Genomic DNA, 25570 nt, shown 5'->3' with positions numbered 1-25570 from the left:
ACGGTCTGCCACCGGCACGCGACGCTGGCGTCAGCCTAGTCGACGTTGAGGAGCTTCTGGCGCACGGCGTACATGACCGCCTCCATGCGCGAGTGGGCCTGGAGCTTCTCCAGGATGTTGCGTACGTGGTTCTTGACCGTGTTCTCCGAGATGAACAGCCGCTTGGCGATCTCGCGGTTGTTGAGGCCCTTGGCGACCAGGCCGAGGACCTCGAGCTCGCGGTCGGTGAGCTTGGGACCGGGGACCGGGGAGCGGTCCGGCCGGGACATCTGCTTGAACTCCTCCATCAGCTTGACCGCCATGGAGGGGCTGATCAGGGACTGGCCGTCGGCGACGACCCGGATCGCCTGGGCGACCTGGTCGATCGAGGAGTCCTTGAGGAGGTAGCCCATCGCGCCGGCCTTGACCGCGTCGTAGAGGTCGGCCTCCTCGTCGGAGACGGTCAGCATGATGATGTTGGCCGAGGGAACGGCCTCCTTGATGGCGACGCAGGCCTCCAGACCGGTCTGCTTCGGCATGCGTACGTCGAGCAGCACGACGTCCGGAGCGGAAGCCGCGGCGCGCTCGGTGCCTTCGATGCCGTTGGTCGCCTCTCCGATGACCTCGATGCCGGGTTCGCTCGCGAGCAGCGCGACCAGGCCCCTTCGGAAGAGCTCCTGGTCGTCGACAACCAGGACGCGGACCGGCTCACGATCGGCACCAGATGTAGATGACACGAAAGCATCATGGCACGTAACTGATGAATGCAAAGAGAATGGCCGGGACTGATCCATCTGAGGGATGGAAAAGTCCCGGCCGACGTGCTTACGAGCAGTCGCTCGCCACAGCCGTCACACGAGGTCTGCGCGGTTGAGCGCGATCACCCCGTAGTCGTATCCCCTCCGGCGGTAGACGACCGCCGGCCTCATCGAGTCCTTGTCGATGTAGAGGTAGAAGTCGTGTCCGACCAGCTCCATCTCGTAGAGGGCCTGGTCGAGCGTCATCGGCTCCGCGGTGTGCGTCTTCTCCCGGACCACCAAGGGCCCCTCCCCCGTCACCGTGATCGGACCGACCTGGTGCTCCCGTACGGTCTCCTCCTCGAGCTGCTCCGACTCGGACGTCCTGGCCAGGCCGTCGGGCTCGATGCCCGCGAGTGCCTGTCCGACGGATACCGGCGTCCGACGGCCACGGTGGACTCTGCGGCGGTCGGCGGCCCGGCGCATCTGGGAAGCCATCTTGTCGACAGCCAGGTCCAGCGCCCCCATCTTGTCCTCGGCACACGCCTCGGCCCGGATGACCGGACCCTTCGAGTATGCGGTGAGCTCGACGTGCACGGCGCCCTTGTGCTGGCGCGGGTTGGGTTCGTTGTCGACCTCCACGTTGATCCTGATGATGCGGTGGTCGTGCTTCTCGAGCTTCGCGAGCTTCTCTGCTACGTGAGCGCGATAGCGGTCTGAGACCTCGGCGTTGCGAGCCGTGACGACAACTTCCATCGGTACCTCCCGGTGTTTCGGGGTTGGCGGGATCCCGGACGGTCAGCGCATGTGACCTCCGGGGTACGGAGTCCGCCCGGCCGACCTGGTTTTCGACCCCACAATCGCCTGCTGAGGCTTAGCAGCTTGATGCCACTCCACCTTCTCCTTGCTGGTTCCCGTATCTGACGGGAGGGCAAGGGCAGGACTTATCTCTAAGCCGCACCGTGATCCCCTGTCTCCAGGGTTACGTGGACCGTTTCGCCTGCGACTGGCATCGGCTTGCCGCTCGGATGCCCGCAACGCGGACCTCTCTGCGACGCAACCACGGACCCAGGCGGACTCCATGTAGTGACGGTAGTTCGCCGATCTGCCCCACGAAAGCCCTTCAACAGAATTACATGACGGTTTCCTACATTTGAACGCGAGACCGACGCTGGGTGGCCGCTACGGTCGCAATCGCTTTCACGCCGAGACCGACCGATTCCAGCGCTCGTTGAGCCTCCCGCGCGGTCGCGCCGGTGGTGATCACGTCGTCGCAGACGATGAGCGTTGCTCGCGGGATCTTCCGGGCAAGTGTCCGGATGCCGGACGCGGGGCAGGTGATCGAACCGTCGAGGTTGGCCTGTCGCTGCCTGGAGTCGAGACCGGCCTGGTCCGCGACGCCCGGTCTGGTGCGGAGCAGCTGGTGATGGCGTACGCCGAGCCCGTGCCGTCTCAGCATCGCGGCTGCCCCGCGCGTGATCGCCGCGGTGCTGTCGAGGCCGCGCTCACGGACGGAGGCGGGGCGTGACGGGACCGGGACGAGGACGGTCGGGCCGGCACCGGTCGTCGCCATCGCCTCGAGGACGGAGAGCGCGAGCAGGCCGGCCAGGGGCCTACGGAGGCCGAGGAGCTGGTGTTCCTTGAGACCGATGACGAGCTGCTTCAGCGTGCCGTCGTAGGGCCCTGCCGCGAAGACCGGGGCGATGCCCGGCGGCGCCGGGCTCGGCGGGCTCGGCCGGGCCGTGTCCGGGAGGTCGGCCCGGCAGTCGTGGCACAGCAGCCTGCCGGGCCGGCGGCAGCCGACGCAGCGGCCGCCGACGACAAGGTCGTGCCAGGCGTCGGCAAGGTCCATGGGTCGAGTGGACCAGGGTGCGTGGCACGGGGCAACCAGGGGCTGCGTACCTGTGGATAAGGCTGTGGAGAGTCAGCCCTGATAGGTGATGTCGGAGAGGTCGGACGGCAACTCCAGGTCGAACCGGTCGAGGGGGTCCAGGAGGGTCCAGCTGGAGACGGCATAGAGACGGGCCGAGGCCACCGGGGATCCGACGACGCCGGTGACCCGGTCGCTGAGGGTGTAGCGCTCGCCGCTGGGGGCACCGTCGAGCGAGACCGACTGGAAGAGCGCGGTCGAGCTGATCTGCTGGACCGCGACGATGGTGGTCGGCGAGGTCCAGGCGATGTCGGTGACCCGCATCGTCGCGGAGTCCGGGTGCGGCAGCAGGACGGCCGACGTCGCGGTCGTGATCTCGCCCTTCGAGCTGGCCTGCAGGCGGCTGACCACGATCCGGTCCGAGGACTCGCCGTCGATCACCGCCACGAACCGGGTGCCGTCGCGAGAGACCAGGAACCGGGTCACGTTCTCCCCCGTCACGCCGGGCACCGCGACGCGGACGCGGCGGTCGCCGTCGACGTACATCACCCGGGCGCCGGTCGAGTCCTTGTCGACAAGCCACAGCCGGCCGGCGAGGTCCCAGGAGGGCCTCAGCAGCCGGGTGCCCTTCACCGGAGCCCTGGTGAGCTCACCGTCGCTGGTCAGCTGGCCGACGACGACGCCGGTGCGGTCGGCGGTGATCGCGGCCGCGGTCGAGCCGTCGGCGTCGACGGCGACATCGGTGACGCCGTGGGACTTCGCCCAGGCGCCGAGCACCGGCACCCACGGGTCGCCGTTATCGCCGGTGCTGGTCACCAGCGCTCCGCCACGGAGCGCGTAGAGGTCGACCCTGGCGGTGTTGCCGTTGGGGTCGTAGCCACCCCCGCTGTCGACGCTGAACGTCTCGCTGTAGCCCGGCAGCACCACCGGCTCGCCGTCGATCGTGAGCCGGATGCGTTCCACGCTGGCGTCCTGCCGCAGGGTCCAGGCCAGCTGGGCACCCATGAGCTGGAGGTCCTCGGAGCTGTGCTCGTCCAGGTCACCGGCCAGGTCGACCTCGGCCACCCCGTCGCGTACGTCCACCGAGCGGGGCTCGTCCGCCTCGGGCGGGAGCGCGCTGCGGATCACGCCCTGCGCCTCCTCCCCCGGCCCGCTCAGCAGGCTGGAGACGAGAGTGGTGGCGTAGGAGGTCCCCTTCGGGGCGAAGATCGGCTCCGGTACCAGGGTGTGCCCGGTCGGTTCGACGTAGTAGAGGTTGCTGCGGGCGAAGTGGGTCAGGAACCAGTCCTCCTCGACCACCAGGGCGTTGGGCGCCGAGCTGATCCGCCACTCGCCCTCGGCGCGGGTCAGCTCGAAGTCGAGGATCGCCTGCGAGGCGGCCAGCTTTCCACGCCACACGCCCCGCTCGTCGAGCCAGCCGGCGTCCTCGAGCTCCACCGACACCCGCGGTGAGGAGCTGACGTGGCTGCCGAGCTCGCCGTAGACCAGGGTGCGGCCGGCCGGCGCCCAGTTCATCGCAGCGTCCTTGGTGAGGTAGCGGCGGGCGTAGGCCGTGCTCATCGGGGTCGCCTTCATGGCGTCGATGAACCCGTCGACGATCTCGCCCGGGGACGCCCCCGCGCGCGGAGCGCCGGGGTTGTAGGGGATGACCTCCTCCTGCGCGTCCGGCGCGGCCAGGTCGACGCTCTGGACGGGGCCGGCGTCGGGTACGCCCGAGCACGCTGAGACCAGGAGCGCGAGCGCGGCCAGGAAGACGGCGAAGACGGGTCTCACGATGCCTCCAGGGTGTCGCGGGCGTCCGCCGGGACGAGCGGGAGCGGGCTGTGCCTGAGCGCCGCGCCGGCATAGCGCGGAAGCGTGAGCCGGAACTGTGCACCCTGGTCCGGGCGGCCCCAGGCCTGCAGCCAGCCTCCGTGGAGATGGGCGTCCTCGAGAGAGATCGACAGGCCCAGGCCGGTGCCGCCGCTGGAACGGTCCCGGGCGGGGTCGGCACGCCAGAACCGGTTGAAGACCAGGGCGGTCTCCCCCGGGGCCAGCCCGACACCGTGGTCGCGCACGGTCAGCGCGGCAGCGTGCTCGTCGCTGTCGATCCGGATGGTGACGGTCTGCCCCACCAGAGCATGGTCGGTCGCGTTGGCCACCAGGTTGCGTACGATCCGCTCGACCCGGCGGTGGTCGACCTGGGCGATGCACGGATGGCTCGGAGCGACGACCTTCAGCTCGATGTCGCGCTTGTCGGCGAGCGGCGTGTAGGCCTCGACGACGGCGTGGGCCAAAGCGGTCAGGTCGGTGTCATAGAGGTCGAGCACGGCCGCGCCGGCGTCGAAGCGACTGATCTCGAGCAGGTCGCTCAGGAGCGTCTCGAACCGGTCCAGCTCGGTCTGCAGCAGCTCGGCCGCCCGGGCCGTCGAGGCGTCGAAGGTGTCCCTGGCCTCGTAGAGGACGTCGCTGGCCATGCGGACGGTGGTGAGCGGCGTACGCAGCTCGTGGGAGACGTCGGAGCTGAACCGTCGCTGGACGCGGGAGAGGTGCTCGAGCTGCCGGATCTGGTTCTGGAGCCCGCTGGCCATCTGGTTGAACGAGAGAGCCAGGCCGGTGAGGTCGTCCTCGCCGTGGACGACCATCCGCTCCTCGAGGCGGCCAGCGGCGAGCCGCTCGGCGGTCCGGCGGGCGATCCGGATGGGTGTGACGACGTGGCGGGTCACGATCCAGCTGCCGACGCCGATCAACAGGATCAGGATCGCGCCGGCGGCCAGCAGCCCGCGGGTGATGACGCCGAGCGTCTCCTGCTCCTGGTCCATCGGGAAGAGGAAGTAGATGTTGTACGTGTCGTCGTGCAGCTCCAGCTGCGACCCGATCACGATGCCGGGGGTCGAGGACCGCTCGCCGTCGTCGTAGGAGATCCGGGTGTAGGTCCAGGCCGGCTCGGCGCGGATCGTCTGGAAACGGTCCTCGAGGGTGCGAGGGACGCTGCGTACGTCCACACCGGGCGTCCACTCCACACCGTCGTCGCTGATCCGGCCGGAGGTCGAGGTCACCGGACCGGCCATGACGACGCCGTAGCCGCGCGAGACGCTGCGCTGGATGATCGGGTCACCCAGGTCGTTGCGCTGCAGCGGAGTGCCGCCGTTGGCGCCCGAGGTCTCCGCGATGCTCGAGCGGGCCGCGGAGAGCTCCTCGGAGGCCTCCGCCTTCGCCGCGGCGACCCGGTCCTGGACCAGCTCGTCGCCGATCTGCTCGAGCAGGATCAGCCCGACCAGGCTGACGGCGGCCGCGGTGAGGAGCACGGTGTAGACCACGACGCGGGTCTGGATCGACCGGCGCCAGGTGGTCAGGAGCTTCTTGGGCGTCCGGGATGCTGTGCGGACGACCTGCTGGAGTGTCACACGGGCCCTGCCTTGTAGCCGACGCCGCGGACGGTGACGACGATCTCGGGGTTCTCCGGGTCGTGCTCGACCTTGGAGCGCAGCCGCTGGACGTGCACGTTGACCAGCCTGGTGTCGGCGGCGTGACGGTAGCCCCACACCTGCTCCAGCAGCACCTCGCGGGAGAAGACCTGGTGAGGCTTGCGGGCCAGGCACTCCAGCAGGTCGAACTCCAGCGGCGTGAGCTGGATCTGCTCTTCGCCACGGGTCACCTGGTGGCCGGCCACGTCGATGGTGAGGTCGCCGATCTCCAGCACCTCGGGCACGGCGTCGCCGTGCCTGCGGACCCGCGCCCGGATCCTCGCGATCAGCTCCTTGGGCTTGAACGGCTTGACGACGTAGTCGTCGGCCCCCGACTCGAGCCCGACCACCACGTCCACCGTGTCGCCCTTCGCGGTGAGCATGACGATCGGCACACCCGACTCCTTGCGGATCTGCTTGCACACCTCGATGCCGTCCATCCCGGGAAGCATCAGGTCGAGCAGCACCACGTCGGGCTTGTAGTCGTGGAACGCCGGCAGCGCCATGTCACCACGAGCGACGAGCTGTGAGTCGAACCCCTCTTGTCTCAGCACGATCGCAAGCATCTCGCTCAGCGAGGCATCATCATCGACGACGAGGACCTTTCCCTTGGCGGGTTGGTCGGGAGCGCTGCGATCGGCCATGTGTCCGATTCTGTCACCCAGTGCGTGCGACGCGTCACATGAGCCACCCCACAACGCGCGAGTCGGCGCATCTGCCCCAACCTCGTGGGACGGATGCGCCGACTCAGGCGGTGAGTTTCGACGCGCGAACGTCGCTTCGCAAGCTCAGCGACGACGCTTGCTCAACCTCGTCTCCGTTCGGCCTCCGCTCCTTCGTCGCGGAGCCCGAGTCGCTTGAATCAGTAGCGGTAGTGGTCCGACTTGTAGGGACCCTCGACCGGGACGCCGAGGTAGTCGGCCTGAGCCTTGTTGAGCTCGGTGAGCTCGACGCCGAGGGCGCCGAGGTGGAGGCGGGCGACCTCCTCGTCGAGCGCCTTGGGCAGGACGTAGACGCCGATCGGGTACTCGTCGGTCTTGGTGAAGAGCTCGATCTGGGCCAGCGTCTGGTTGGTGAACGAGTTCGACATCACGAAGCTCGGGTGACCGGTGGCGTTGCCCAGGTTGAGCAGGCGGCCCTCGGAGAGCACGATGATCTTCTTGCCATCGGGGAAGATCCACTGGTGGACCTGCGGCTTGATCTCGTCCTTGACGACGCCCGGGATCTTCGCGAGGCCGGCCATGTCGATCTCGTTGTCGAAGTGGCCGATGTTGCCGACGATGGCCTGGTTCTTCATCTTCTCGAAGTGCTCGACCCGGATGATGTCGAAGTTGCCGGTCGTGGTGATGAAGATGTCGGCGGTCTCGACGACCGACTCCAGGCGGCGGACCTCGTAGCCGTCCATCGCCGCCTGCAGCGCGCAGATCGGGTCGATCTCGGTGACGATGACGCGAGCGCCCTGGCCGCGCAGCGACTCCGCGGAGCCCTTGCCGACGTCGCCGTAGCCGCACACGACCGCGACCTTGCCGCCGATCATCACGTCGGTGGCGCGGTTGATGCCGTCGATGAGCGAGTGGCGGCAGCCGTACTTGTTGTCGAACTTGGACTTGGTGACCGAGTCGTTGACGTTGATCGCCGGGAAGAGGAGCGAGCCCTCCTTGAACCGGTCGTAGAGGCGCAGGACACCGGTGGTGGTCTCCTCGGTGACGCCCTTGATGCCGTTGGCGATGTTGGTCCAGCGCTGCGGGTCGTTCTTCAGCGAGCGGTCGAGGACCCGGAGGACCTCCTTGAACTCCTCGTTGTCGGTGGAGTCCTGGCCCGGCACGGCGCCGGCCTTCTCGAACTCGACACCCTTGTGGACGAGCAGCGTGATGTCGCCACCGTCGTCGAGGAGCATGTTGGGGCCGACCTTGTTGCCGTCGGCGTCGGTGAAGTCGAAGACCTTCTCGGCCTCGTCCCAGTACTCCGCCAGGGTCTCGCCCTTCCAGGCGAAGACCGGGGTGCCCTGCGGGTCCTCGGCGGTGCCGTCGCCGACGACGACGGCAGCGGCGGCGTGGTCCTGGGTGGAGAAGATGTTGCAGGTGGCCCAGCGCACGTCGGCGCCGAGCGCGGTCAGCGTCTCGATCAGGACGCCGGTCTGGATCGTCATGTGCAGCGAGCCGGCGATGCGGGCGCCCTTGAGCGGCTGGTCCTTGCCATAGCGCTCGCGCATGGCCATCAGGCCCGGCATCTCGTGCTCGGCGAGGGAGAGCTCCTTGCGGCCGAACTCGGCCAGGCTCAGGTCGGCAACCTTGTAGTCCATGGTCATTCCTTACCGAAGTTAATGCGGGCCTGCGTCGCGCATCTGCGCATCAGCGGGATCTCCCACGCAGGTTGCTCTCAGACTACAAGCGCTGGTTGACGGGAGCGGTAATCCGCAGCCAACAGTTCGCCTGTAACCCTGTCGAAAACTAGAACGAGTTCCTATTATTGGCGGGCATGACGGCACCCACACCCGACCCGCACACGGTCCAGGGCGACTGCGCCCCTGCGTACGAGCCCCTGCGCGACCGGCTCGCGCGCAACCTCTCTTCCGGAGCCGACCTCGGTGCCTCCGTCGCGGTGATCCGTGACGGCGAGCTCGTGGCTGATCTGTGGGGTGGTGAGGCCCGGCCGGGCGAGGCGTGGCAGGAGGACACCATCGTCCGGGTCTGGTCGGTGACCAAGACGATGGCTTCTCTGACCGCGCTCGTGCTCGCCGACCGTGGCCACCTGGACCTGGACGCTCCGGTCGCGGACTACTGGCCCTCGTTCGCCGACGAGCGGGTTCTCGTCCGCCACCTGCTCTCTCACACCTCCGGCATGTCCGGATGGACCGAGCGGCTCTCCACCGAGGCGCTCCTGGACCTGCCGCTCGCCAACGAGATGCTCGCCCGACAGGAACCCTGGTTCGAGCCGGGCTCGGGGTCGGGGTACCACATGGTCTCCTACGGGCATCTGGTCGATGGCCTGGTCCGTGGCGCCACCGGGAAGCCGCTCTCGGAGGTGTTCGCCGAGCTGGTCGCGGGACCGCTAGGGGCCGACTTCCACCTGGGTGTCCCGGAGAGCGAGCTCGGCCGCTGCGCCGACCTCGAGGCTCCCCCGCCCGGAGGGATCGACGTCGCCGCGCTGCCCGAGGGCAACCTGATGATCCCGACCCTGGTCAACCCGAAGCTGGATCCGGCCGAGTTCAACACGGCTCCGATGCGAACGGTCTCGTTGGCGGGGATCAACGGTCACGGCAACGCCCGCTCGATCGCCCGGATCCAGTCGGCCGCCTCGCACGGCGGGGAGGTCGACGGCGTACGTCTGCTGTCACCGGCCACCATCGAGCGGATCTTCGAGGTGCAGGCCGACGGTGTCGACCAGGTGCTGCTGACGCCGATGCGATGGGGAATCGGCTACGGCCTGCCGCAGCCGGTCGCTGCGCCGGCGGTGCCCGAGGGACGGGTCTGCTGGTGGACCGGCTACGGCGGCGCGATCGTGGTCAACGACCTGGAACGGCGGGTCACGGTGGCGTACGCGATGAACCGGATGACCCAGCACATGACCTCCTCGGAGCGCACCGACGCCTACGTGCGCACCGCCTTCGAGTGCGTGGAGGCGGCCGGCATGGAGGTGGCCCGATGAGCGAGGTCGAGGTCTGCATCATCGGCGCCGGTTGCTCGGGGATCACGACGGCCAAACGGCTCAAGGAGTTCGGGGTCGCCTACGACCAGTTCGAGCTCTCCGACGACGTCGGCGGGAACTGGTACTTCCGCAACCCCAACGGGCTCTCCTCGGTCTACGAGTCGTTGCACATCGACACCTCGACCAGCCGGCTGGAGTTCGAGGACTTCCCCGCGCCGGAGTCGTTCCCGCACTTCCCGCACCACACCCTGATCCACCAGTACTTCCGCGACTACACCGACCACTTCCGGCTGCGGGAGCAGATCACGTTCAACACCGGGGTCGAACGAGCCACGCAGCGCGAGGACGGCTCCTGGGAGGTCACCCTGTCGACCGGGGAGACCCGCTCCTACACCGATCTGGTGGTCGCCAACGGCCACCACTGGTCACCGCGGCTGCCTGCATGGGAGGGCGAGTTCGCCGGCGAGATCGTCCACAGCCATTCCTACGTCTCCCCGTTCGAGCCCGTCGAGATCCGCGGCAAGCGGGTGATCGTGGTCGGGATGGGCAACTCGGCGATGGACATCGCCTCGGAGCTGTCCTCGCCCTGGATGGCGTCGAAGCTGTACGTCTCTGCGCGACGGGGCGTGTGGGTGCTGCCGAAGTATCGCAACGGGCAGCCTGCCGACAAGGTGATGGCGCCGCCCGACATCCCCAAGGAACAGGCGTTGGCGGCCTCCCGCGAGCTGATCCGCGGGCTGGTCGGGTCGATGTCGACGTACGGGCTCCCGGAGCCCGACCACGAGCCGCTGTCCGCGCATCCGTCGGTCAGCGCCGACTTCCTGACCAAAGCCGGCTCGGGCGACATCCACATGCTTCCCGAGATCGCTCGGTTCGAGGGATCGACGGTGCATCTCGTCGACGGCTCGTCGGTCGAGGCGGACGTGGTGATCGCGGCAACCGGCTACGACATGTCGTTCCCGTTCTTCGACCCCGCCGAGGTCTCGCTGCATCCCGACGCCGACCACCGCTATCCACTGTTCAAGCGGATGATCAAGCCGGGCGCCGACCACCTCTACTTCATGGGGCTCGCCCAGTCCTCCCCCACCATCGTCAACCTCGCCGAGCAGCAGTCCAAGCTCCTGGCCCGCCTGCTCACCGGGAGCTATGCGCTTCCATCTGTCGAGGATCAGGAGCGCATCCTGAAGGCCGACGAGGAGGCTCACCTGGAGCAGTACTACGCCGCCCCACGCCACACCATCCAGATCGACTTCGCCCGCTACGTCATCGACCTGATGGCCGAGATCGAGGCCGGGGAGGCGCGAGCGGCCGGGGCCGGGTAGGCGCAGGTGCGTCAGTGCTTCTTCTTGAACGGCAGCAGGTGGAGTACGCCGACCACGATCGCGCCGACGATGAGCCCGACGAGGGCGGAGAAGAAGGTGTTGACCAGCCAGGCGGCGGCCGCGCCGACGGCACCGAGGGCGTGGTGGACCTCCTCCTCGAGGTGGTGCACGGTGTCGTAGGGCCACGCCCAGCCGGGGTGGCCGGCGGCAAGGCCGTTGACGTCGTGGACACCGACCAGGATCAGGTGGCCACCGACCCAGAGCATCGCGATGGTGCCGACGATCGAGATCACGGTGAGCACCTTCGGCATCGCCGAGACCATGCCCAGGCCGAGCCGCTGGGCGAAGGCGCCGGGGCGCTGGGAGAGCGACAGGCCGGCGTCGTCCATCTTCACGATCAGGGCGACCACGCCGTAGACCACGATCGTGATCAGGAAGGCGACCGCCACCAGGGCGCCGAGCCGCATCCAGAAACCCTGGTCGATGACCTCGTTGAGCGCGATCACCATGATCTCGGTGGAGAGGATCAGGTCGGTGCGTACGGCACCCGCGATCATCGTCTTCTCGGCCTCGGGCCCTTCCAGGGCGACCGGCGTCTCGTGGGCCTCCTCGTGCGGCCGGACCCATTCCAGGACCTTCTCGACGCCCTCGTAGGCGAGGAAGGCGCCACCGAGCATCAGGATCGGGGTGATCGCCCAGGGCGCCCACTGCGCCAGGATCAGCGCCACCGGCAGGATGATCAGCAGCTTGTTGCGCAGCGAGCCGAGCGCGATCTTCTTGATGATCGGCACCTCGCGCTCGGCGGCGATGCCGTGGACGTACTGCGGCGTCACCGCGGTGTCGTCGATGACGACACCGGCGGCCTTGGCCGAGGCCTTGCCAGCGGCAGCGCCGACGTCATCGACGGACGCAGCCGCCAGCTTGGCGATGGCGGCTACGTCGTCGAGGAGTGCGAAGAGTCCGGCGCTCATGACCGGAACTTTAGCGGGTAGAACTTCCTACTCGACGCCCTGCTCCCGGAACCGCTCCGAGAGCGGGTACTCCCTGAAGTAGTCGGTCTTGATCCGCAGCCAGTCCCCGTTGACGATCATCTCGTCGATCGCGTCGTCTGCCTGGTCCCTGAGTCCGTCGCCCTTGCGGAAGACGAAGGCGATGGGGGCCTTGTCGGACGGAAACACGATCCGCTCCTCCATCGGGATCGGGGCGCTCTTGATCAGCCCCTCGGTGAAGGGCGCGTCGTAGAAGAACGAGTCCGCCTTGCCCGCGGCGACCGCCTCGAGCGCGGCCGCCTCGTTCTTCCGCTTCACGATCTCGGCCTTGGGGAAGCGTGCCTTGAGGATGCTCTCCTGCGCGGTGCCGTCCACGATGGCGACCCTGGTGCCGTTGACGTCCTTGAGCTTCTTGATCGGGGAGTTCTTCGGGGTCGTGAAGGACAGGTAGGTGACGAAGTAGGGGTGTGAGAAGTCGTAGGCCTTCTCGCGCTCCTCGGTCACGCTCACCTGCGAGGCGATCATGTCGATCTCGCCTTCGTCGAGCGCGGTGAACAGGTCGGCGAAGTCCATCGGGATGAACGACGGCTTGATGCCGAGCGACTCGGTGACACCGAGGGCAACCTCGTAGTCGAATCCCTTCGCGGTGGAACCTTCGGTGTAGTAGACCGGCGCGCTGTCGAGCACGCCGATCTTGAGCTGGCCGTCATCGGCGGCGCTGCTGCGCCTGGCGGAGGAGGGGCCGGTCGTCTCAACCGTGTTGGAGACCACGATCAGGATCACCAGAAGGGTGACCGCGCCCGCAAGGATGAACTTCAGGGATTTCATACGACGTCCTGGTTGGGGGGAGGGGTGCGCCGAGACACTGTGACCTGGCTGAGCCAGGCCAGCGGGCATCGTAGGCTACTGGACTTCAGGCGCCCCAAAGTGGGGCGAGCCGCGTCAGGCTCAGGCGCCCTTGTCCTTGAAGACCTCCGAGAGCGGGTACTCCTTGAAGTACTCCTTCTTGATCTTCAACCACTTCCCATCGAGGATCATCTCCTCGAGGACCCCGTCGATCGTCGCCTTGCGCTCGTCACCCTTCTGCATGACGAACCCGATCGGAGCATCGTCCGCCGGGTAGACGATCGCCTCCTTCAGGGCGATCGGCGCCCGGCTGATGATCGGCGCGGTGTAGGGCGCGTCGTAGAAGAACGCGTCGGCCTCGCCGGTCTCGATCGCCTTGACCGCGGAGTCCTCGTCCTTGGCCTTGATGACGTTGACGTTCTCGTACTGCTCGTCGAGGTAGCGCTCGTGGATGGTGCCCTCGACGACCGCGATGTTCTTGCCGTTGATGTCCTCGCGCTTCTTGATGGGCGAGTTCTCCGGGGTGAGGAAGGACAGGTAGGTGACGAAGTAGGGCGCGGTGAAGTCGAAGTCCTGCTTCCGCTCCGCGGTCTCGGTGACCTGGGCGCCGATCATGTCGATCTCGCCGGCCTCGAGCGCGGTGAAGAGGTCACTGAAGTCCATCACCACGAACTCCGGCTTGGCGCCCAGACCCTCGGCGACGCCGAGCGCCATCTCGTAGTCGAATCCTTTGGTCACGCCGTCGACCTTGTAGAAGGCCGGCTCGGTGCCGTCGACACCGATCCGCAGCGTGCCTCCTGCGGCGGCACTCTTCTCGTCGGTCGCTTTGGGGGCTGGATCGGCGAAGTAGCCGCCGATGACCAGGACCCCTAGGAGGGCCAGGGCGCCGGCGACGACAAACTTGATGTGATTCATGCGGAAGTCCTGTGTTTTCGGGATGGTGGGGCATGCCCGTCACGTCGGCGCCGAGAATCCGAGACGTGCTGGCCAAGAGTGGCCGGACGATGTTGCATCAAACACCTGTCTGCTCCCCCGCGTCCAGGTTTTCGTCCATCGTCGTCACGATCTGTCACGATCCGTGACCCAACCTTCACCGCACCGCGTGACACAGATCACGCGCATCGTTCACCTTCGAGACGCTGGCTCAGGTGAACTGAACCAAACACAGACACCCGCGCCTCAGGCGCCCTTTTCCCTGAAGACCTCGGAGAGCGGGACCGCCTCGAAGTAGTCCGTCTTGATCTTCACCCACTCGCCGTCGAGGACCATGTCCTCGATGACCTCGTCGATCTGCTCCTTGCGCTGATCACCCTCCCGAACCACGAACCCGATCGGGGCGTCCTCGGCCTGGTAGACGATCGGCTCGGTCAGCGGGATCGGCGCGCCCTTGATGACCGACCGGGAGTAGGGAGCGCCGTAGAAGAACGCGTCCGCTTCACCCCGCCCCATCGACCTGACCGCGGCGTCCGCGTTCGGAGTCTTGATGACGGTGACGTCCTCGTACTGCTCTTCGAGGTAGCGCTCCTGGACGGTACCCTCGACGACGGCGACCTTCTTGCCGTCGATGTCGTCGCGGCTCTTGATGGTCGAGCCCTTCGGGGCGAGGAAGGACACGTACGTCACGAAGTACGGAGCGCTGAAGTCGTACTTCCGCTCCGCCGCCTCGGTCTTGGTGACCTGGGCGCCGATCATGTCGATCTTGCCCGCCTCGAGGGCCGGGAAGAGCTCGTTGAACTCCATCTCCACGAACTCCGGCTCCGCACCCATGCCCTCGGCGACGCTGCGCGCCATCTGGTAGTCGAAGCCCTTGGTGACGCCGTCGACCTTGTAGTACGCCGGCTCCGCGCTGTCGACGCCGATCCGGAGGGTGCCGCCGGCCGCGGCACTCGCCTCGTCGGTCGCGGGCGGGGCGGGGTCGGAGAGTCGTCCACTGAAGACGATCGCGCCCAGGAGGGCAAGGGCACCGACGACGACGAACTTGGTCTGGCTCATGGGAGGGGGATCCTGTTCCAGGGAGGGGGCCAGCCTTCGATGTGGCTGAATTGTTGCCAAATCCAACAGCCGGCCACTCCCTGACGTCCAGGGTCTTCAACTCATAGCGAGATGGCGCCGACGACCCTGACCGTGCGATATGAGCCAGATCACACGGTTCTGTCCGTCATTCGGAATTAACCGTCGTTAACCAGACCCAAACGAAGATACTCCGCGGAGTATGTGCCCTGGAGCAGCAGGGACGCGTAGCGGGCGACCTCTGTGGTCGCGTTCGCCTCGACGACCTCCACCCGTACGCCGCGCGTGTCCGCGGCCTCGGTGAGCAGGCGTCGCTGCTCGACCATGATCGGATCGGTCGCGCCGTCATCGAGGATGACCAGGACCGGACGTACGGACGCCTCCTCCTCGGCGAAGGGGTCGTCGAAGACGTTGCGCGGCCGCGCCGCCTCGAGGACCGGGAGCAGGTCGTCGGCGTCACCGGCGATGGCACCGCGGCCGCTCGCCCGGCGCAGGTTCTCGGCGACACGACGGGCCGCGCGGGCGGCCAGGACGGAGCCACCCCACACGACCGGGAGCGAGTCGGCCAGCGAGATCGCCAGGATCTTGCCCGGGTTGACCGAGATGTCGCGATGCGGCGAGCAGGCGGTGGCGACGTCGTCCAGCGCGTCGGCCACCTTGTCCGCGTCGGCCTCCGGGCCGAGACCGACCGAGTTGAGGTAGGTGAGCATCAGGATCGCCATCGCGAGCGTGTCGCCGCCCTCGACCGGGAGCAGGGTGCTGTCGCGTCCCTCGGCGTGCTGGGCGACCAGCGACTTCTCCGGAGCGGCCACGACCAGCTGGGCGCCACGACGGACGGCCTCGGCGGCGGCCGAGGCCTCACCCGGGTCGGAGCCGGTCGGGGCCAGCACGACCACGAGGTCGAGGCTTCCGGCCCAGCCCGGCAGGCCCGGGGCCGGCCAGGCGACGAACGGCACCGGGCAGAACGGCTCGAGGACGGCGCGCAGCAGGCGCGAGTCGGGACCCGCCGCGACGACGGCGCGGGGTCGGCCGGTCTCTGCGGCGCGGCGTACGGCCTCCTGCAGGGGCTCTGCGGCACCCGCAGCCTCCCGGCGGACCCGGGCTCCGGACTCGGCCAGCGAACGCAGCAGCAGGTCGATACCGGCCAGCGCTCGCTCGTCGTCCAGCCTGGACTCGTCGAACCAGGTCATCGCCGGATCACTGCTCGCTCTGCGGGGCCTTGGTCGGCCGGGCCTCATCGATCAGCAGGACCGGGATGCCGTCGCGCACGGGGTAGGCCAGGCCGCACTCCCCCTGGCAGACCAGCTCGCTGTCCGCCTCGACGGGAAGGAGGTCCCCGTGGCACTGCGGGCAGACGATGATCTCGAGCAGCTTCTCGCTCAGGCCCAGGGGGGTCGTTGCGCCAGTCATGTTGCGTTGTCCTTTCGGATGATCGCGAGCGCCTCGTCGCGCACGCGCTCCATGGTGAGTGTGTCCTTGCCCTCCGCGTTGAGCCGCAGCAGCGGCTCGGTGTTGGAGGCGCGTACGTTGAACGACCAGTCGGCGTGGGAGAGGGTCAGGCCGTCGAGCTTGTCGACGGTGACACCGTCGCGCCCGGCGTACGCCTTCTCGATCTCGGCCACGGTGGCGGCCTGGTCGGGGACGGTGGAGTTGATCTCGCCGCTCATCGGGTAGCGGGCGTAGGCAGCCAGCAGCTCGCTCAGCGGCTTGTCGGTCTCGGCGAGGGCACCGAGGACGTGCAGCGCGGCGAGCATGCCGGAGTCGGCGCGCCAGAAGTCGCGGAAGTAGAAGTGGCCGCTGTGCTCCCCGCCGAAGGCCGCCTCGGACTCGGCCATCACGGCCTTGATGTAGGAGTGGCCGACGCGTGTGCGTACCGGGGTGCCGCCGAGCTCGCTCACGATCTCCGGCACCGCGCGGGAGGTGATCAGGTTGTGGATGATCGTCGCGCCCGGCTCCTGGGCCAGAGCACGCTCGGCGATCAGCGCGGTGATCGCGCTCGGGCTGACCACCTCGCCCTTCTCGTCGACCAGGAAGCAGCGGTCGGCGTCGCCGTCGAAGGCCAGGCCGGCGTCGGCGCCGGTCTCGCGCACCTTGGCCTGCAGATCGACCAGCGTCGTCGAGTCGAGCGGGTTGGCCTCGTGGTTGGGGAAGGTGCCGTCGAGCTCGAAGTACATCGGGATCAGCTCGACGGCCTCGGCGCCCAGGCGGCCGAAGACCGCGGGTGCGGTGTGGCCGGCCATGCCGTTGCCGGCGTCGGCGACGATGGTGAGCCGGCGACCCTTGACCGGGGCCAGACCGAGCAGGTGCGCGGCGTACGCCTCCAGCACATCGTTCTCGCTGATGTCGCCGGAGACCGCGGCGATCGGAGCCGCACCGGAGATGACCAGGTCGCGGATCTCATCGAGCCCGGTCTCGGCGCCGACCGGGACCGCGTTGGCCCGGCACAGCTTGATGCCGTTGTACTGCGCCGGGTTGTGGCTTGCGGTGAACATCGCGCCGGGCAGGCCGAGGTGACCGGAGGCGAAGTAGAGCTCGTCGGTCGAGGCCAGCCCGATCATCGTCACGTCGGCGCCCGCCTCAGTCGCACCGTCGGCGAAGGCTCCCGAGAGTGCCGGGGAGCTGGGGCGCATGTCGTGGCCGACGACGATCTCGCCACCTCGGGCGCCGACGACGTGCACGAAGGCCCGCCCGGCGAGTCGGGCGAGGTTCTCGTCGATCTGGTCAGGGACGGTGCCACGGACGTCGTACGCCTTGAAGACGGCGTTGGCGATGTCGGGGTCGACTCTCTCCGGCATGTCCGGAACTCTAGTCGTCCTACTCCGACGTCAGCACGCGGAGGTGCCCGCGGCGGGTGCCGCCGGGGCGGGGCTGGCCGTCGTTCGCCCCCGGCTCGTCGGCGTCGTCCTGCCCGGGGGCCCCGACGGGTCCTCGCGGGGACGGAGCCGGCGGCCTCGCGGCCTCACGGACGGCATCGGCCAGAGCCAGCAGGTCATCGCCCTTGGGCTGCGGGTCGACGGGCTCACGGGCCAGCCTGACGACCTCCCAGCCCCTGGGCGCGGAGAGCCGCTCGGCATGCTCCTCGCACAGGTCATAGGCATGCGGCTCGGCATAGGTCGCCAGCGGGCCGAGAACGGCCGTCTGGTCGGCGTACACATAGGTGAGCGTGCAGACGGCTTGACGCTGGCAGGCGGTACGCGAACAACGACGAGCAGTCACGGGTGAACCGTACTCCCCTGAGGCCAGCCGCGCAGTTAGGCTCGCGTACATGACCAGGCACAGGGATCGGCACGGCCGTGGGAGGCGCGGCCCGATGGCCGTCCCGACCGACCCGAAGGTGCCGGTCCTGCGCACCCGCCGGGAGCGCTTCGACGACATCGCGCTCGCCATCGTCACCGAGATCGACGGTCGCTGGCAGTCACGGCTGGGCCTGATCGAGTACGCCGTCGAGGAGTCTCCGGACATCCCCAAGGAGTGGACCGTCGAGGACCACATCCCGCTCGGGTCGCTCGAGCGTGGCTCGGGCGCGAAACCCGCTCGGCTGGTGATCTACCGGCGGCCGATCGAGCACCGCTGCCACACCCGGTCCGAGGTCGAGGCGATGGTTCTGATGGTCGTGGTGGAGCAGATCGCTGATCTGCTCGGGATCGCCGCCGAGGATGTCGATCCGCGCTATCAGCCCTGAGGCTTGGGTGAGTCGTCTTTCGTCGGTGCTCTTGGGTACCGAGATTTTGGGGCTGGTCTTGGGCCGCCGACCCGTTCGTAGCCACGGCACACTCACCCACGGAAGGTGACCGTTCCACGCCTACGCCAGACATGGGGTCTCCGCGTGGAAGAAAAATTTCTTCCATCCGCCAACCCCACCCCGGTCTAGCCATCTCTGAGGCGAACGAAAGTTCGTTCGCCTCCCCGACCCGTCTGCCGAGCTGGTCCCCGGGCGGAAAGAAAATTCTTTCCACTGGTCGACCCGACCGCCCGAGCTCCCAATCCCCCGCCCAACCCAAATCTCCGCACCAAACCCCTGCTGCCGACCCGAGAACACCCTTCAAGAACGGGTCGGCGGCAAACCCCAACCACAAAACACGGAAACCGAAGCGCGATGCTCAGGGTTCCAACGGCAAGGGAAGCCCAGGAGCAACCCCGGCGGTGCGTACCTCCGAGCGCAGCGGGCGGAACGGAACGACAGCGTCGCCGTCGCCACTCATCACCACGGCCGCGTTGATCTCCACGCCCGCAGGCACGAGCTGGATCAGCGCTGCCTCCGCGGGCACCTCGACCTCGGCACCCAGCCCCGGGCCGACCTCGACGGACTTGGCCTTGAGCGCCTTGCCCTTCGCGGTCATCGGGACCACCTTGACGGTGCCGCTGGTCCCGGTCTTGGCGACCGGGCCGGAGATCAGGACCCGCTTCTTGCCGACGCCACCGCCGGCCGGGACGACCACCGCGGTCGGCTCCGAGATCGTCTCGGTGGCCGTGGTGATCGCGACGTCGCCGCCGTCGACCGAGCGCATCGCGGTGGCGACCGGGCCGGTGGCGACGATCTCGACGCCGTACGCGTCACCGGCGCTGTCCTTGCCGAGCAGCTTGGTCAGGTCGACCTGCGCCTGCCCGTTGGGCGGCACGCTGATCTCCGGAGCGCCCTCCGGGGTGAGTACGTTCTTCGGGGTGAGCAGGCGCAGCTCGGCGCTCACCTGGGCATCGCCCGGGTTGGTGACGGTGAGCGTGCGGCTCGCGGACTTGTTGGGATAGCCGACCAGCAGGTTGGTCTCGGCCGGCGTCGACTGACCCGGGAAGTAGTCCTCGGTGCCCTTCTCCGTCTCGAGCGCGATCGCACGGTCGCGGACCATCACCCCGGCCTGGCCGCGTACGACCGTGGTCTTCAGGGAGAGCTCGCCCTTGCGCGGGATCACGTGCAGCAGGTCGAAGGTGCGGGTGGTGTTGCCGGGGATCGCGACGCCGCGGAGGTCCTCGGGGACCGCCACCACGCCCTTCTCGTCGTAGAGCGAGATGTCGACCGTGGCCGCACCGCTGTTGGGGTTGGTGAGCTCGAGGATCGAGTTGTGGGTGGCGCCCGCACCGACGCCCGGGAACCAGGCCTCCGCCTGCGGAGGCAGGCAGCCCGTCGCCGCGAGCGGCTTGGTCGTCGAACGTCCGGCGACCAGCCCGGGCGCGACCTCCTTGCCGGCCTTGACCACGACCGAGCCGGGCTTGACCGACGCGCTGGTGACCTTGCCGGACCCCACGGTGGTCTCCGCGCCGTCGCCCGCGCCCGGGCCGCTCAGCGTGACCTTGCCGGATCCCTCGGCAGCGTTGGTGACGGCGACCTGGTCGGCGCCGGACTTCGGCTTACCTGGGCAGACCACGGTGGCCGCCGTCGGCGCGCTGCTGTCGGCGGCCAGCTTCGGCTGCTCCCACTGGTGGGGCCGGTTGAGCAGCAGTGCGACGGCCATCGCGCCGACCAGACCCAGCGCCACCAGCACGGTGTTGTCGAGGCGGCGGCCGCGCTGCCTGCGTACGCGGCGCAGCCGGGGTCGCGCAGCAGCCGCTGCCGCGGCGGCAGCGGCCATTCGTCCGCCCTTGGCCCGCTCCTCCTCGGCCTCCGGCTCCTCCGCCCGCATCTCGTCGGCGGTCGGCCAGGCCTCGAACTCCGGCTCGAAGCCACCCTGGAACTCGCCGGTCCGATGGTCGCCGGTCTGATAATCGCCTTCGTACGGCGGCGGGTAGCCAGTCTGGGCGAGCATCTGTCCCGTCTCCGGGCCAGGCACGTACGGCTCCTGGGCGTAGAGCTGCTCCGGGGTGTAGCCCTCCGGCGGCGTCTGGGCCGTCTGCCCCGTGTATGGGTCGGCGAACGGGTCCAGCATCCACGGCTCCTGGCCGTAGACGTCGTCGGTCTGCGGCTCCTGCGAGCGGTCGTAGGGGTCTCGTGAGTGACTCATGCCGACTCCCTCCTCTGGATCAGCGTCGGCAGGCACAGGACCAGGACCACGAACAGCCCGATCCCGGCCAGGACCAACAGGATCGTACGGATGATGGACTGTGACTTGGTCACGCCCGGGTCGCTCGGCTCGGAGTCGAGCAGCCAGGCACGCGTCGAGCGCTCGACGGTGCTCGCCTGGGTCACCGACCCGGAGGCGTCGATCCCCTCGGCGACCGAGGAGTCGGCCGGCCCGGGCATCACGATGTAGGCCACGCCCTGGGCGGCCAGATCACCGATCACCGCGTCGTCGGGGTCGGCGGCCAGGCGGCGTACGACTCCGGTGAGCTCCTCGGAGCCACCGGCGACCTGCGCGATCTCGTCCTCACCGAGGGTGATCCCGTCGTTGCGCAGGACGGCGTAGCGGATGCCGTCGTCGACCGAACCGCGGAGCACGAGGACGCCGTCCTCCGGGCCGAGGGTGGTCGAGGTCGGGTCGAGCATGTAGGAGGGCACCCCGGTGTGGCCGAGGGCCCGGGTGTTGTCGGTGAGGTCGCCGGTGCCGGCGTAGACGAACCAGCCGAGGCTGCCGACGACGCCGACCGCCGCGACCGCAGCGGCCGCGCCGACCATGACCTTCCGCAGCCCGCTGAGGCCGTCGAGGATGGCGCCCTGGGCACCCAGCACCGCCGCGACCACCGCGAAGCCCTGGATGGCGACCAGCGGGAAGCCCCAGCCGACCCGGGCGATGCCGGCGTCGAGCGGGATCGGGATCCAGGACAGCAGCATCGTGACGGCCGCCGTCGCGACCGCGCCGATCCAGCAGACCATGACCGGGATCCGGGTGCGGCTCGGGATCAGCGCGAGCACGGCGAGCAGCGGCAGCGCCAGGCCCAGCCACCACGGGGCGCCGAGATCGGCACCGTCGAGGCCGGTCAGGCGGCCCACGAGCAGGTCGAACCCGCCGGCGGCCGGGGCCGGTAGCCGGCCCGGGTCGAGCAGCAGGGCGGCCCAGCCGCCGGAGAAGAGCGCCGGCAGCCACCACGGAAGCAGCAGCCCGACCGGCGTCGCGATGGCCGCGGTGGGCGGACCCCACTGGTCGCGGTCGCTGAGCACGGCGGGCATCAGCCGGCGGGCGACGATGAAGATGACCGCCGCGAAGACTGCCGCGACCAGGAAGGCCATCGGCGCGAAGGCGGTGATGACAGTCAGCAGCAGGCCGGTCCGCCACCCGGCACGCCAGCGGCGGTCGGCCACGGGGTCGCTGAACCCGAGCGCGGCGTGGGCGAGCCACGGCAGCAGCGCGCCGACCACGACCGCACCGATCCGGCCGTCACCGAAGGCACCGCTGACATAGGGAACCAGGGCGTACGCCGTCGCGCCCCACAGCAGCAGCCAGCGCGGGGCGCCGAGGTGGCTGATCAGCCGGCCCGCGACCCGCAGCAGCCGCCACGCACCGCCGAGCGCGATCGGGAAGCTGAGCAGCATGACGGCGGTGACCGCCAGGCTCGGGTTGCCGCCGAGGAACGTGGCGAGCACTGCGAGCGGGAAGACGTGCGGCGGCGCGGGCACGCCGGTGCCCTGCGAGATCGCGTGCCACGACTCGAACTGCAGCTGCCACCAGTCGCCCACGTTCTGGGGTGTCGGCCCGAGGCCACTGCCGGCCACGCCGCCGAGCGCGGCACGTGCCCCGATGACGCCGAGGATGCCGACGACGACCAGGAGCACCGCGACCGGGTTGGTGAACAGGCGCACCAGCCATCCGGTCTCGGCGGGGATCTCGTCCTCCTCCAGCTGGGCCCGGTCGGCCTGCCGCTTGGCGGCGAAGGAGGCCGGGTCGGCCTCGGCCTGCGCCATCTGGCGCCGCTCGGCGATGTCGGAGGCCTGCAGGGTGACCGCGGTGGCGACGTCGGAGACGAAGTCGAGGCCGTGGCGGTAGGGCAGCCACGGCGGGGGCAGCAGCGCCTTGACCACGTCCTTGTCGGCGTGCGCCTGCTTCCGGCGACGCCGCTTGGCGAGCATGATCTGGCCGGTGTGGCCGTAGATCCAGCCCAGCGCGGCCAGGTCGTCGAGCGCGGTCCCGGGATCGCGCACCAGGATGAAGCCGAGCATCCGCCACAGGGTCTGGAAGAAGAACCTGACCATCCACAGCGCCAGCGTCCCCGGCCGACTGTTGACCAGCAGGGTGTAGAGCGCGGCCCGTCGCTCCTGGTAATGGATCCGGCGACCGGTCAGCTGCGTCTTGCGTACGCCGCGGTGGGCCGCCTCAACGTGGAAGACGACCGCATCCGGGACGGCGATGGTCGTGAAGCCGGCGTTGGCGGCCCGCCAGCCGAGGTCCATGTCGGTGCCGAGCACCGGGAGGTGCTTGTCGAAGCCGCCCAGGTATTCGAGGACCTCGCGGCGGATCAGCATGCCGGCGGTGTTGACGGCCAGGACGCGGCGTACCTCGTCGTGCTGGCCCTGGTCGTACTCGCCCCGCTCCAGGCCGGTCTCCCGGGCTCCGGTGACCGAGATCGAGACACCGAGCTCGAGCATCCGGCGCAGCGAGGGCCACTCCCGGATCTTGGGGCCGAGGATGTCGGCCTCCGGGTATTCGGCGGCGGCGTTGAGCAGGGTCGAGAGCGCGTGCGGGTCGGGGGTGGAGTCGTCATGGAGGAACCAGATCCACTCCGGCGGCTGCGCCGCCTGGTGGAGGATGGCGAGCGCCTCGTTGGCCGCGTCCGCGAACGTCGTCGACGCCGGGAGCTTGACCACCTGGGCGAAGGTCTCCTCCAGGATCTCGACCGACCTGTCGGTCGAGCCGGTGTCGATCGTGACGGCAAAGCTCACCGGAGCCTGCTGGTTCCTGATCCCGTCGATGACGGTCGGAAGCCAGCCGGCGCCGTTATGAGAGACGAGGACGAGGGCGACCGACGCATGCACGATCGGCAACCCTAGTGCCCATCTGGTGATAGACCGAATGGACCTGTCGAGCGATCGGCCACGCCCCCGCAGGTATTTGTCCGGAAAAGATCAGCAGGCCCGGACCGTGAGGTCCGGGCCTTGCTGGCTCGTGCTTGGTTGCGGCCTTCGTAGATCTCGACCCGCTTCACGCCTTCGCAAGCTCAGGCGTTGCGCTCGCTCGATCCTTTCGCGTTGTGACCTCGCTCCTTCGTCGCGAGGTCACAGGCTCAAACTGCGCGCTTCTTCAGCTTGCGGCGCTCTCGCTCGGAGAGTCCACCCCAGATTCCGAAGCGCTCGTCGTTGCCCAGAGCAGACTCAAGGCAGTCCTGGCGCACCTCGCAGGTCTGGCAGACCTTCTTGGCCTCCCGAGTCGATCCACCCTTTTCAGGGAAGAACGCCTCCGGATCCGTCTGCGCGCACAGGGCGCGCTCCTGCCAGCCCCCTTCGTCGGTGTCCGGCTCGAGGAGAAACAGCTCTCTCATCGTCTTTCCGACCTTTCGACCCTATTCAGCTTGTTTTTGGGACCGTGACCCCATCTTGGGCCAGTCACCTCACGCCATCGGCAGGTAACCGATCCCCCCGTTTTTTGCGGGTACTGCCTCTTGTTACGGCCTAGGCCATGACTTTGATGCAGTTCCCTGCCGAAATCTTCCCGAGATTTTCAAGCGCTGTCGCCACCGCTATCGGTCCCCGTTTCAATTTCGAATCACACTGATGAAATTACATGCCTGTCGGTGCCACAAGTCAACCCTCAAATCTGCTAGGGCCGCTTTAACACAGGCTTTCCGCACCGGCTGGAGCAGGGTTGCTGGCCCCCGTCTGAGAGGCTAGGGCCATGCGTGACATCACCGTTCTCTCCGGCGGCCATGGTGGTTCGAAGTTCATCTCCGGGCTCCTCCACGGCATCTCTGCCGGCCGTGTCCCGGGCATTGAGGAAGATGCCCGGGTCACCGTGATCGCCAATACCGCCGACGATCTGTGGATGCACGGCGTCAAGGTCTGCCCCGACCTCGACACGGTGATGTACACCCTCGGCAACGGATTCGACCATGAGCGCGGCTGGGGCCGCAAGGCCGAGACGTGGTCGATCAAGGAGGAGCTCGAGGCCTACGACGTCCCCGGCACCTGGTTCGGGCTCGGCGACCGCGATATCGCCACGCATCTCGTACGCACCCAGATGCTCGAGGCCGGCTTTCCGTTGTCGCAGGTCACCGCCGCGTTGTGCGAACGCTGGCTGAAGCCTGTATGGGGCGACCGCGTGCAGCTGCTGCCGATGACCGACGACCGCGTAGAGACCCATGTGGCGATCAAGGACGAGAATTCACCCAGTGGACTCTCGGTCGTTCACTTCCAGGAATACTGGGTACGCCTCCGGGCCGGCGTTCCCGTCGAGAAGCTGATCTTCGTGGGGCAGGACGAGTCGAAGCCGGGACCCGGGGTGATGGACGCGCTGCTGAAGTCCGACCTGGTGATCGTGCCCCCGTCCAACCCGGTCGTCTCGATCGGGACCATCCTCGGCGTACCCGGGATCCGGGAGGGCCTGGTCGCCACCTCGGCCCCCGTGGTGGGGATCTCGCCGATCATCAGCGGTCATCACGTACGCGGCATGGCCGAGCAGATGCTCGCCGCCATCGGCGTCGACGCGACCGCCGCCGGAGTCGGTCTGCATCATGGGACGCGCGGCTCGGGCGGGGTCCTCGACGGCTGGCTCGTCGACACCGCCGACGCCGCCGCGGTCCCCTCGCTCACCGAGTCGGGGCTGAAGGCTGCCGCCGTACCGCTGTGGATGTCCTCCGAGGACGCGACCGCCGACATCGCCGCCGCCGCGGTTGAGCTGGTCACCCGATGACGCGGTCCACGAGCGGG

At 68.6% G+C, this 25570-nt stretch carries 22 protein-coding genes; 4 read left to right on the top strand and 18 right to left on the bottom strand.

The window, feature by feature from the left end; all coding sequences use genetic code 11:
• Window positions 1–35 precede the first annotated feature (35 nt).
• From OH802_RS10105 to ahcY, 7 genes are all read right to left on the bottom strand, one after another.
• The gene (locus OH802_RS10105) at window positions 36–716 is read right to left on the bottom strand and encodes a response regulator transcription factor (RefSeq protein WP_045547972.1); all 681 of its coding nucleotides are present in this window, start codon (window positions 714–716) and stop codon (window positions 36–38) included.
• Between the two features lie 114 nt (window positions 717–830).
• Window positions 831–1472: a ribosome hibernation-promoting factor, HPF/YfiA family gene (gene hpf / locus OH802_RS10100; protein ID WP_355230548.1), complete on the bottom strand. Its 642-nt coding sequence runs from the start codon at window positions 1470–1472 to the stop codon at window positions 831–833.
• Window positions 1473–1863: 391 nt separating this feature from the next.
• The gene (locus OH802_RS10095; protein ID WP_406027487.1) at window positions 1864–2568 is read right to left on the bottom strand and encodes a ComF family protein; all 705 of its coding nucleotides are present in this window, start codon (window positions 2566–2568) and stop codon (window positions 1864–1866) included.
• Window positions 2569–2640: 72 nt separating this feature from the next.
• A complete protein-coding gene (locus OH802_RS10090) occupies window positions 2641–4359 on the bottom strand; it encodes an LpqB family beta-propeller domain-containing protein (RefSeq protein ID WP_406027485.1) in 1719 nt (572 codons plus the stop codon).
• Window positions 4356–5972, bottom strand: a complete 1617-nt coding sequence (gene mtrB / locus OH802_RS10085) for an MtrAB system histidine kinase MtrB (RefSeq protein WP_406027483.1) — start codon at window positions 5970–5972, stop codon at window positions 4356–4358. The genes OH802_RS10090 and mtrB overlap by 4 nt, the downstream gene beginning before the upstream one ends.
• Window positions 5969–6676 (bottom strand): MtrAB system response regulator MtrA, encoded by a 708-nt coding sequence (gene mtrA / locus OH802_RS10080; RefSeq protein WP_160027305.1) that lies wholly within the window; start codon window positions 6674–6676, stop codon window positions 5969–5971. Before mtrA ends, mtrB begins: the two co-directional genes overlap by 4 nt.
• A 218-nt stretch (window positions 6677–6894) precedes the next feature.
• Window positions 6895–8340, bottom strand: a complete 1446-nt coding sequence (gene ahcY / locus OH802_RS10075) for an adenosylhomocysteinase (RefSeq protein ID WP_406027480.1) — start codon at window positions 8338–8340, stop codon at window positions 6895–6897.
• Between the two features lie 170 nt (window positions 8341–8510).
• Here ahcY and OH802_RS10070 point away from each other — a divergent pair, with 170 nt between their 5' ends.
• Both OH802_RS10070 and OH802_RS10065 read left to right on the top strand, forming a co-directional pair.
• Window positions 8511–9680 carry a serine hydrolase domain-containing protein gene (locus tag OH802_RS10070; RefSeq protein ID WP_406027478.1) on the top strand — a complete coding sequence of 390 codons (1170 nt, stop codon included), beginning with the start codon at window positions 8511–8513 and terminating at the stop codon, window positions 9678–9680.
• A complete protein-coding gene (locus OH802_RS10065; RefSeq protein ID WP_406027476.1) occupies window positions 9677–11002 on the top strand; it encodes a flavin-containing monooxygenase in 1326 nt (441 codons plus the stop codon). Before OH802_RS10070 ends, OH802_RS10065 begins: the two co-directional genes overlap by 4 nt.
• Window positions 11003–11013: 11 nt before the next feature.
• Here the strand turns inward: OH802_RS10065 and OH802_RS10060 are convergent, their stop codons facing one another.
• From OH802_RS10060 to OH802_RS10025, 8 genes are all read right to left on the bottom strand, one after another.
• On the bottom strand, window positions 11014–11973 hold the full coding sequence (locus OH802_RS10060) for a DUF808 domain-containing protein (protein ID WP_378820482.1): 960 nt from the start codon (window positions 11971–11973) through the stop codon (window positions 11014–11016).
• Window positions 11974–12000: 27 nt separating this feature from the next.
• Window positions 12001–12819 (bottom strand): substrate-binding periplasmic protein, encoded by an 819-nt coding sequence (locus tag OH802_RS10055; RefSeq protein WP_406027474.1) that lies wholly within the window; start codon window positions 12817–12819, stop codon window positions 12001–12003.
• Between the two features lie 120 nt (window positions 12820–12939).
• Entirely contained in the window at window positions 12940–13752 is an 813-nt protein-coding gene (locus OH802_RS10050; protein ID WP_406027472.1) for a substrate-binding periplasmic protein, read from the bottom strand.
• A gap of 264 nt (window positions 13753–14016) precedes the next feature.
• Window positions 14017–14829 carry a substrate-binding periplasmic protein gene (locus OH802_RS10045; RefSeq protein WP_406027470.1) on the bottom strand — a complete coding sequence of 271 codons (813 nt, stop codon included), beginning with the start codon at window positions 14827–14829 and terminating at the stop codon, window positions 14017–14019.
• Window positions 14830–15005: 176 nt separating this feature from the next.
• The gene (locus tag OH802_RS10040) at window positions 15006–16037 is read right to left on the bottom strand and encodes an SIS domain-containing protein (protein ID WP_355017886.1); all 1032 of its coding nucleotides are present in this window, start codon (window positions 16035–16037) and stop codon (window positions 15006–15008) included.
• Between the two features lie 7 nt (window positions 16038–16044).
• The gene (locus OH802_RS10035) at window positions 16045–16236 is read right to left on the bottom strand and encodes a Trm112 family protein (RefSeq protein WP_406029270.1); all 192 of its coding nucleotides are present in this window, start codon (window positions 16234–16236) and stop codon (window positions 16045–16047) included.
• A 17-nt stretch (window positions 16237–16253) separates the two neighbouring features.
• Window positions 16254–17642, bottom strand: a complete 1389-nt coding sequence (locus OH802_RS10030; protein ID WP_406027468.1) for a phosphomannomutase/phosphoglucomutase — start codon at window positions 17640–17642, stop codon at window positions 16254–16256.
• A 19-nt stretch (window positions 17643–17661) separates the two neighbouring features.
• The gene (locus OH802_RS10025; RefSeq protein WP_091052677.1) at window positions 17662–18114 is read right to left on the bottom strand and encodes a DUF3499 domain-containing protein; all 453 of its coding nucleotides are present in this window, start codon (window positions 18112–18114) and stop codon (window positions 17662–17664) included.
• A 43-nt stretch (window positions 18115–18157) separates the two neighbouring features.
• Between OH802_RS10025 and OH802_RS10020 the strand changes: the two genes are divergently transcribed.
• The gene (locus tag OH802_RS10020; RefSeq protein WP_406027466.1) at window positions 18158–18529 is read left to right on the top strand and encodes a metallopeptidase family protein; all 372 of its coding nucleotides are present in this window, start codon (window positions 18158–18160) and stop codon (window positions 18527–18529) included.
• A gap of 418 nt (window positions 18530–18947) precedes the next feature.
• Here OH802_RS10020 and OH802_RS10015 read toward each other — a convergent pair whose 3' ends face one another.
• The 3 genes from OH802_RS10015 to OH802_RS10005 form a co-directional block, all read right to left on the bottom strand.
• A complete protein-coding gene (locus tag OH802_RS10015) occupies window positions 18948–20780 on the bottom strand; it encodes a DUF5719 family protein (RefSeq protein WP_406027464.1) in 1833 nt (610 codons plus the stop codon).
• Window positions 20777–23683: a glycosyltransferase gene (locus tag OH802_RS10010; protein WP_406027462.1), complete on the bottom strand. Its 2907-nt coding sequence runs from the start codon at window positions 23681–23683 to the stop codon at window positions 20777–20779. Before OH802_RS10010 ends, OH802_RS10015 begins: the two co-directional genes overlap by 4 nt.
• Window positions 23684–23931: 248 nt before the next feature.
• Window positions 23932–24186 carry a WhiB family transcriptional regulator gene (locus tag OH802_RS10005; protein ID WP_008361238.1) on the bottom strand — a complete coding sequence of 85 codons (255 nt, stop codon included), beginning with the start codon at window positions 24184–24186 and terminating at the stop codon, window positions 23932–23934.
• Window positions 24187–24539: 353 nt separating this feature from the next.
• Here OH802_RS10005 and cofD point away from each other — a divergent pair, with 353 nt between their 5' ends.
• Window positions 24540–25553 carry a 2-phospho-L-lactate transferase gene (gene cofD, locus OH802_RS10000; RefSeq protein ID WP_406027459.1) on the top strand — a complete coding sequence of 338 codons (1014 nt, stop codon included), beginning with the start codon at window positions 24540–24542 and terminating at the stop codon, window positions 25551–25553.
• The last annotated feature ends 17 nt before the right edge of the window (window positions 25554–25570 follow it).

Origin of the sequence: Nocardioides sp. NBC_00850, from assembly GCF_045207335.1 — a bacterium.
Lineage (GTDB): Bacteria > Actinomycetota > Actinomycetes > Propionibacteriales > Nocardioidaceae > Nocardioides.
The sequence above is the reverse complement of the archived record's forward strand: the minus strand, read 5'-3'. Positions and strand labels throughout refer to the sequence as shown.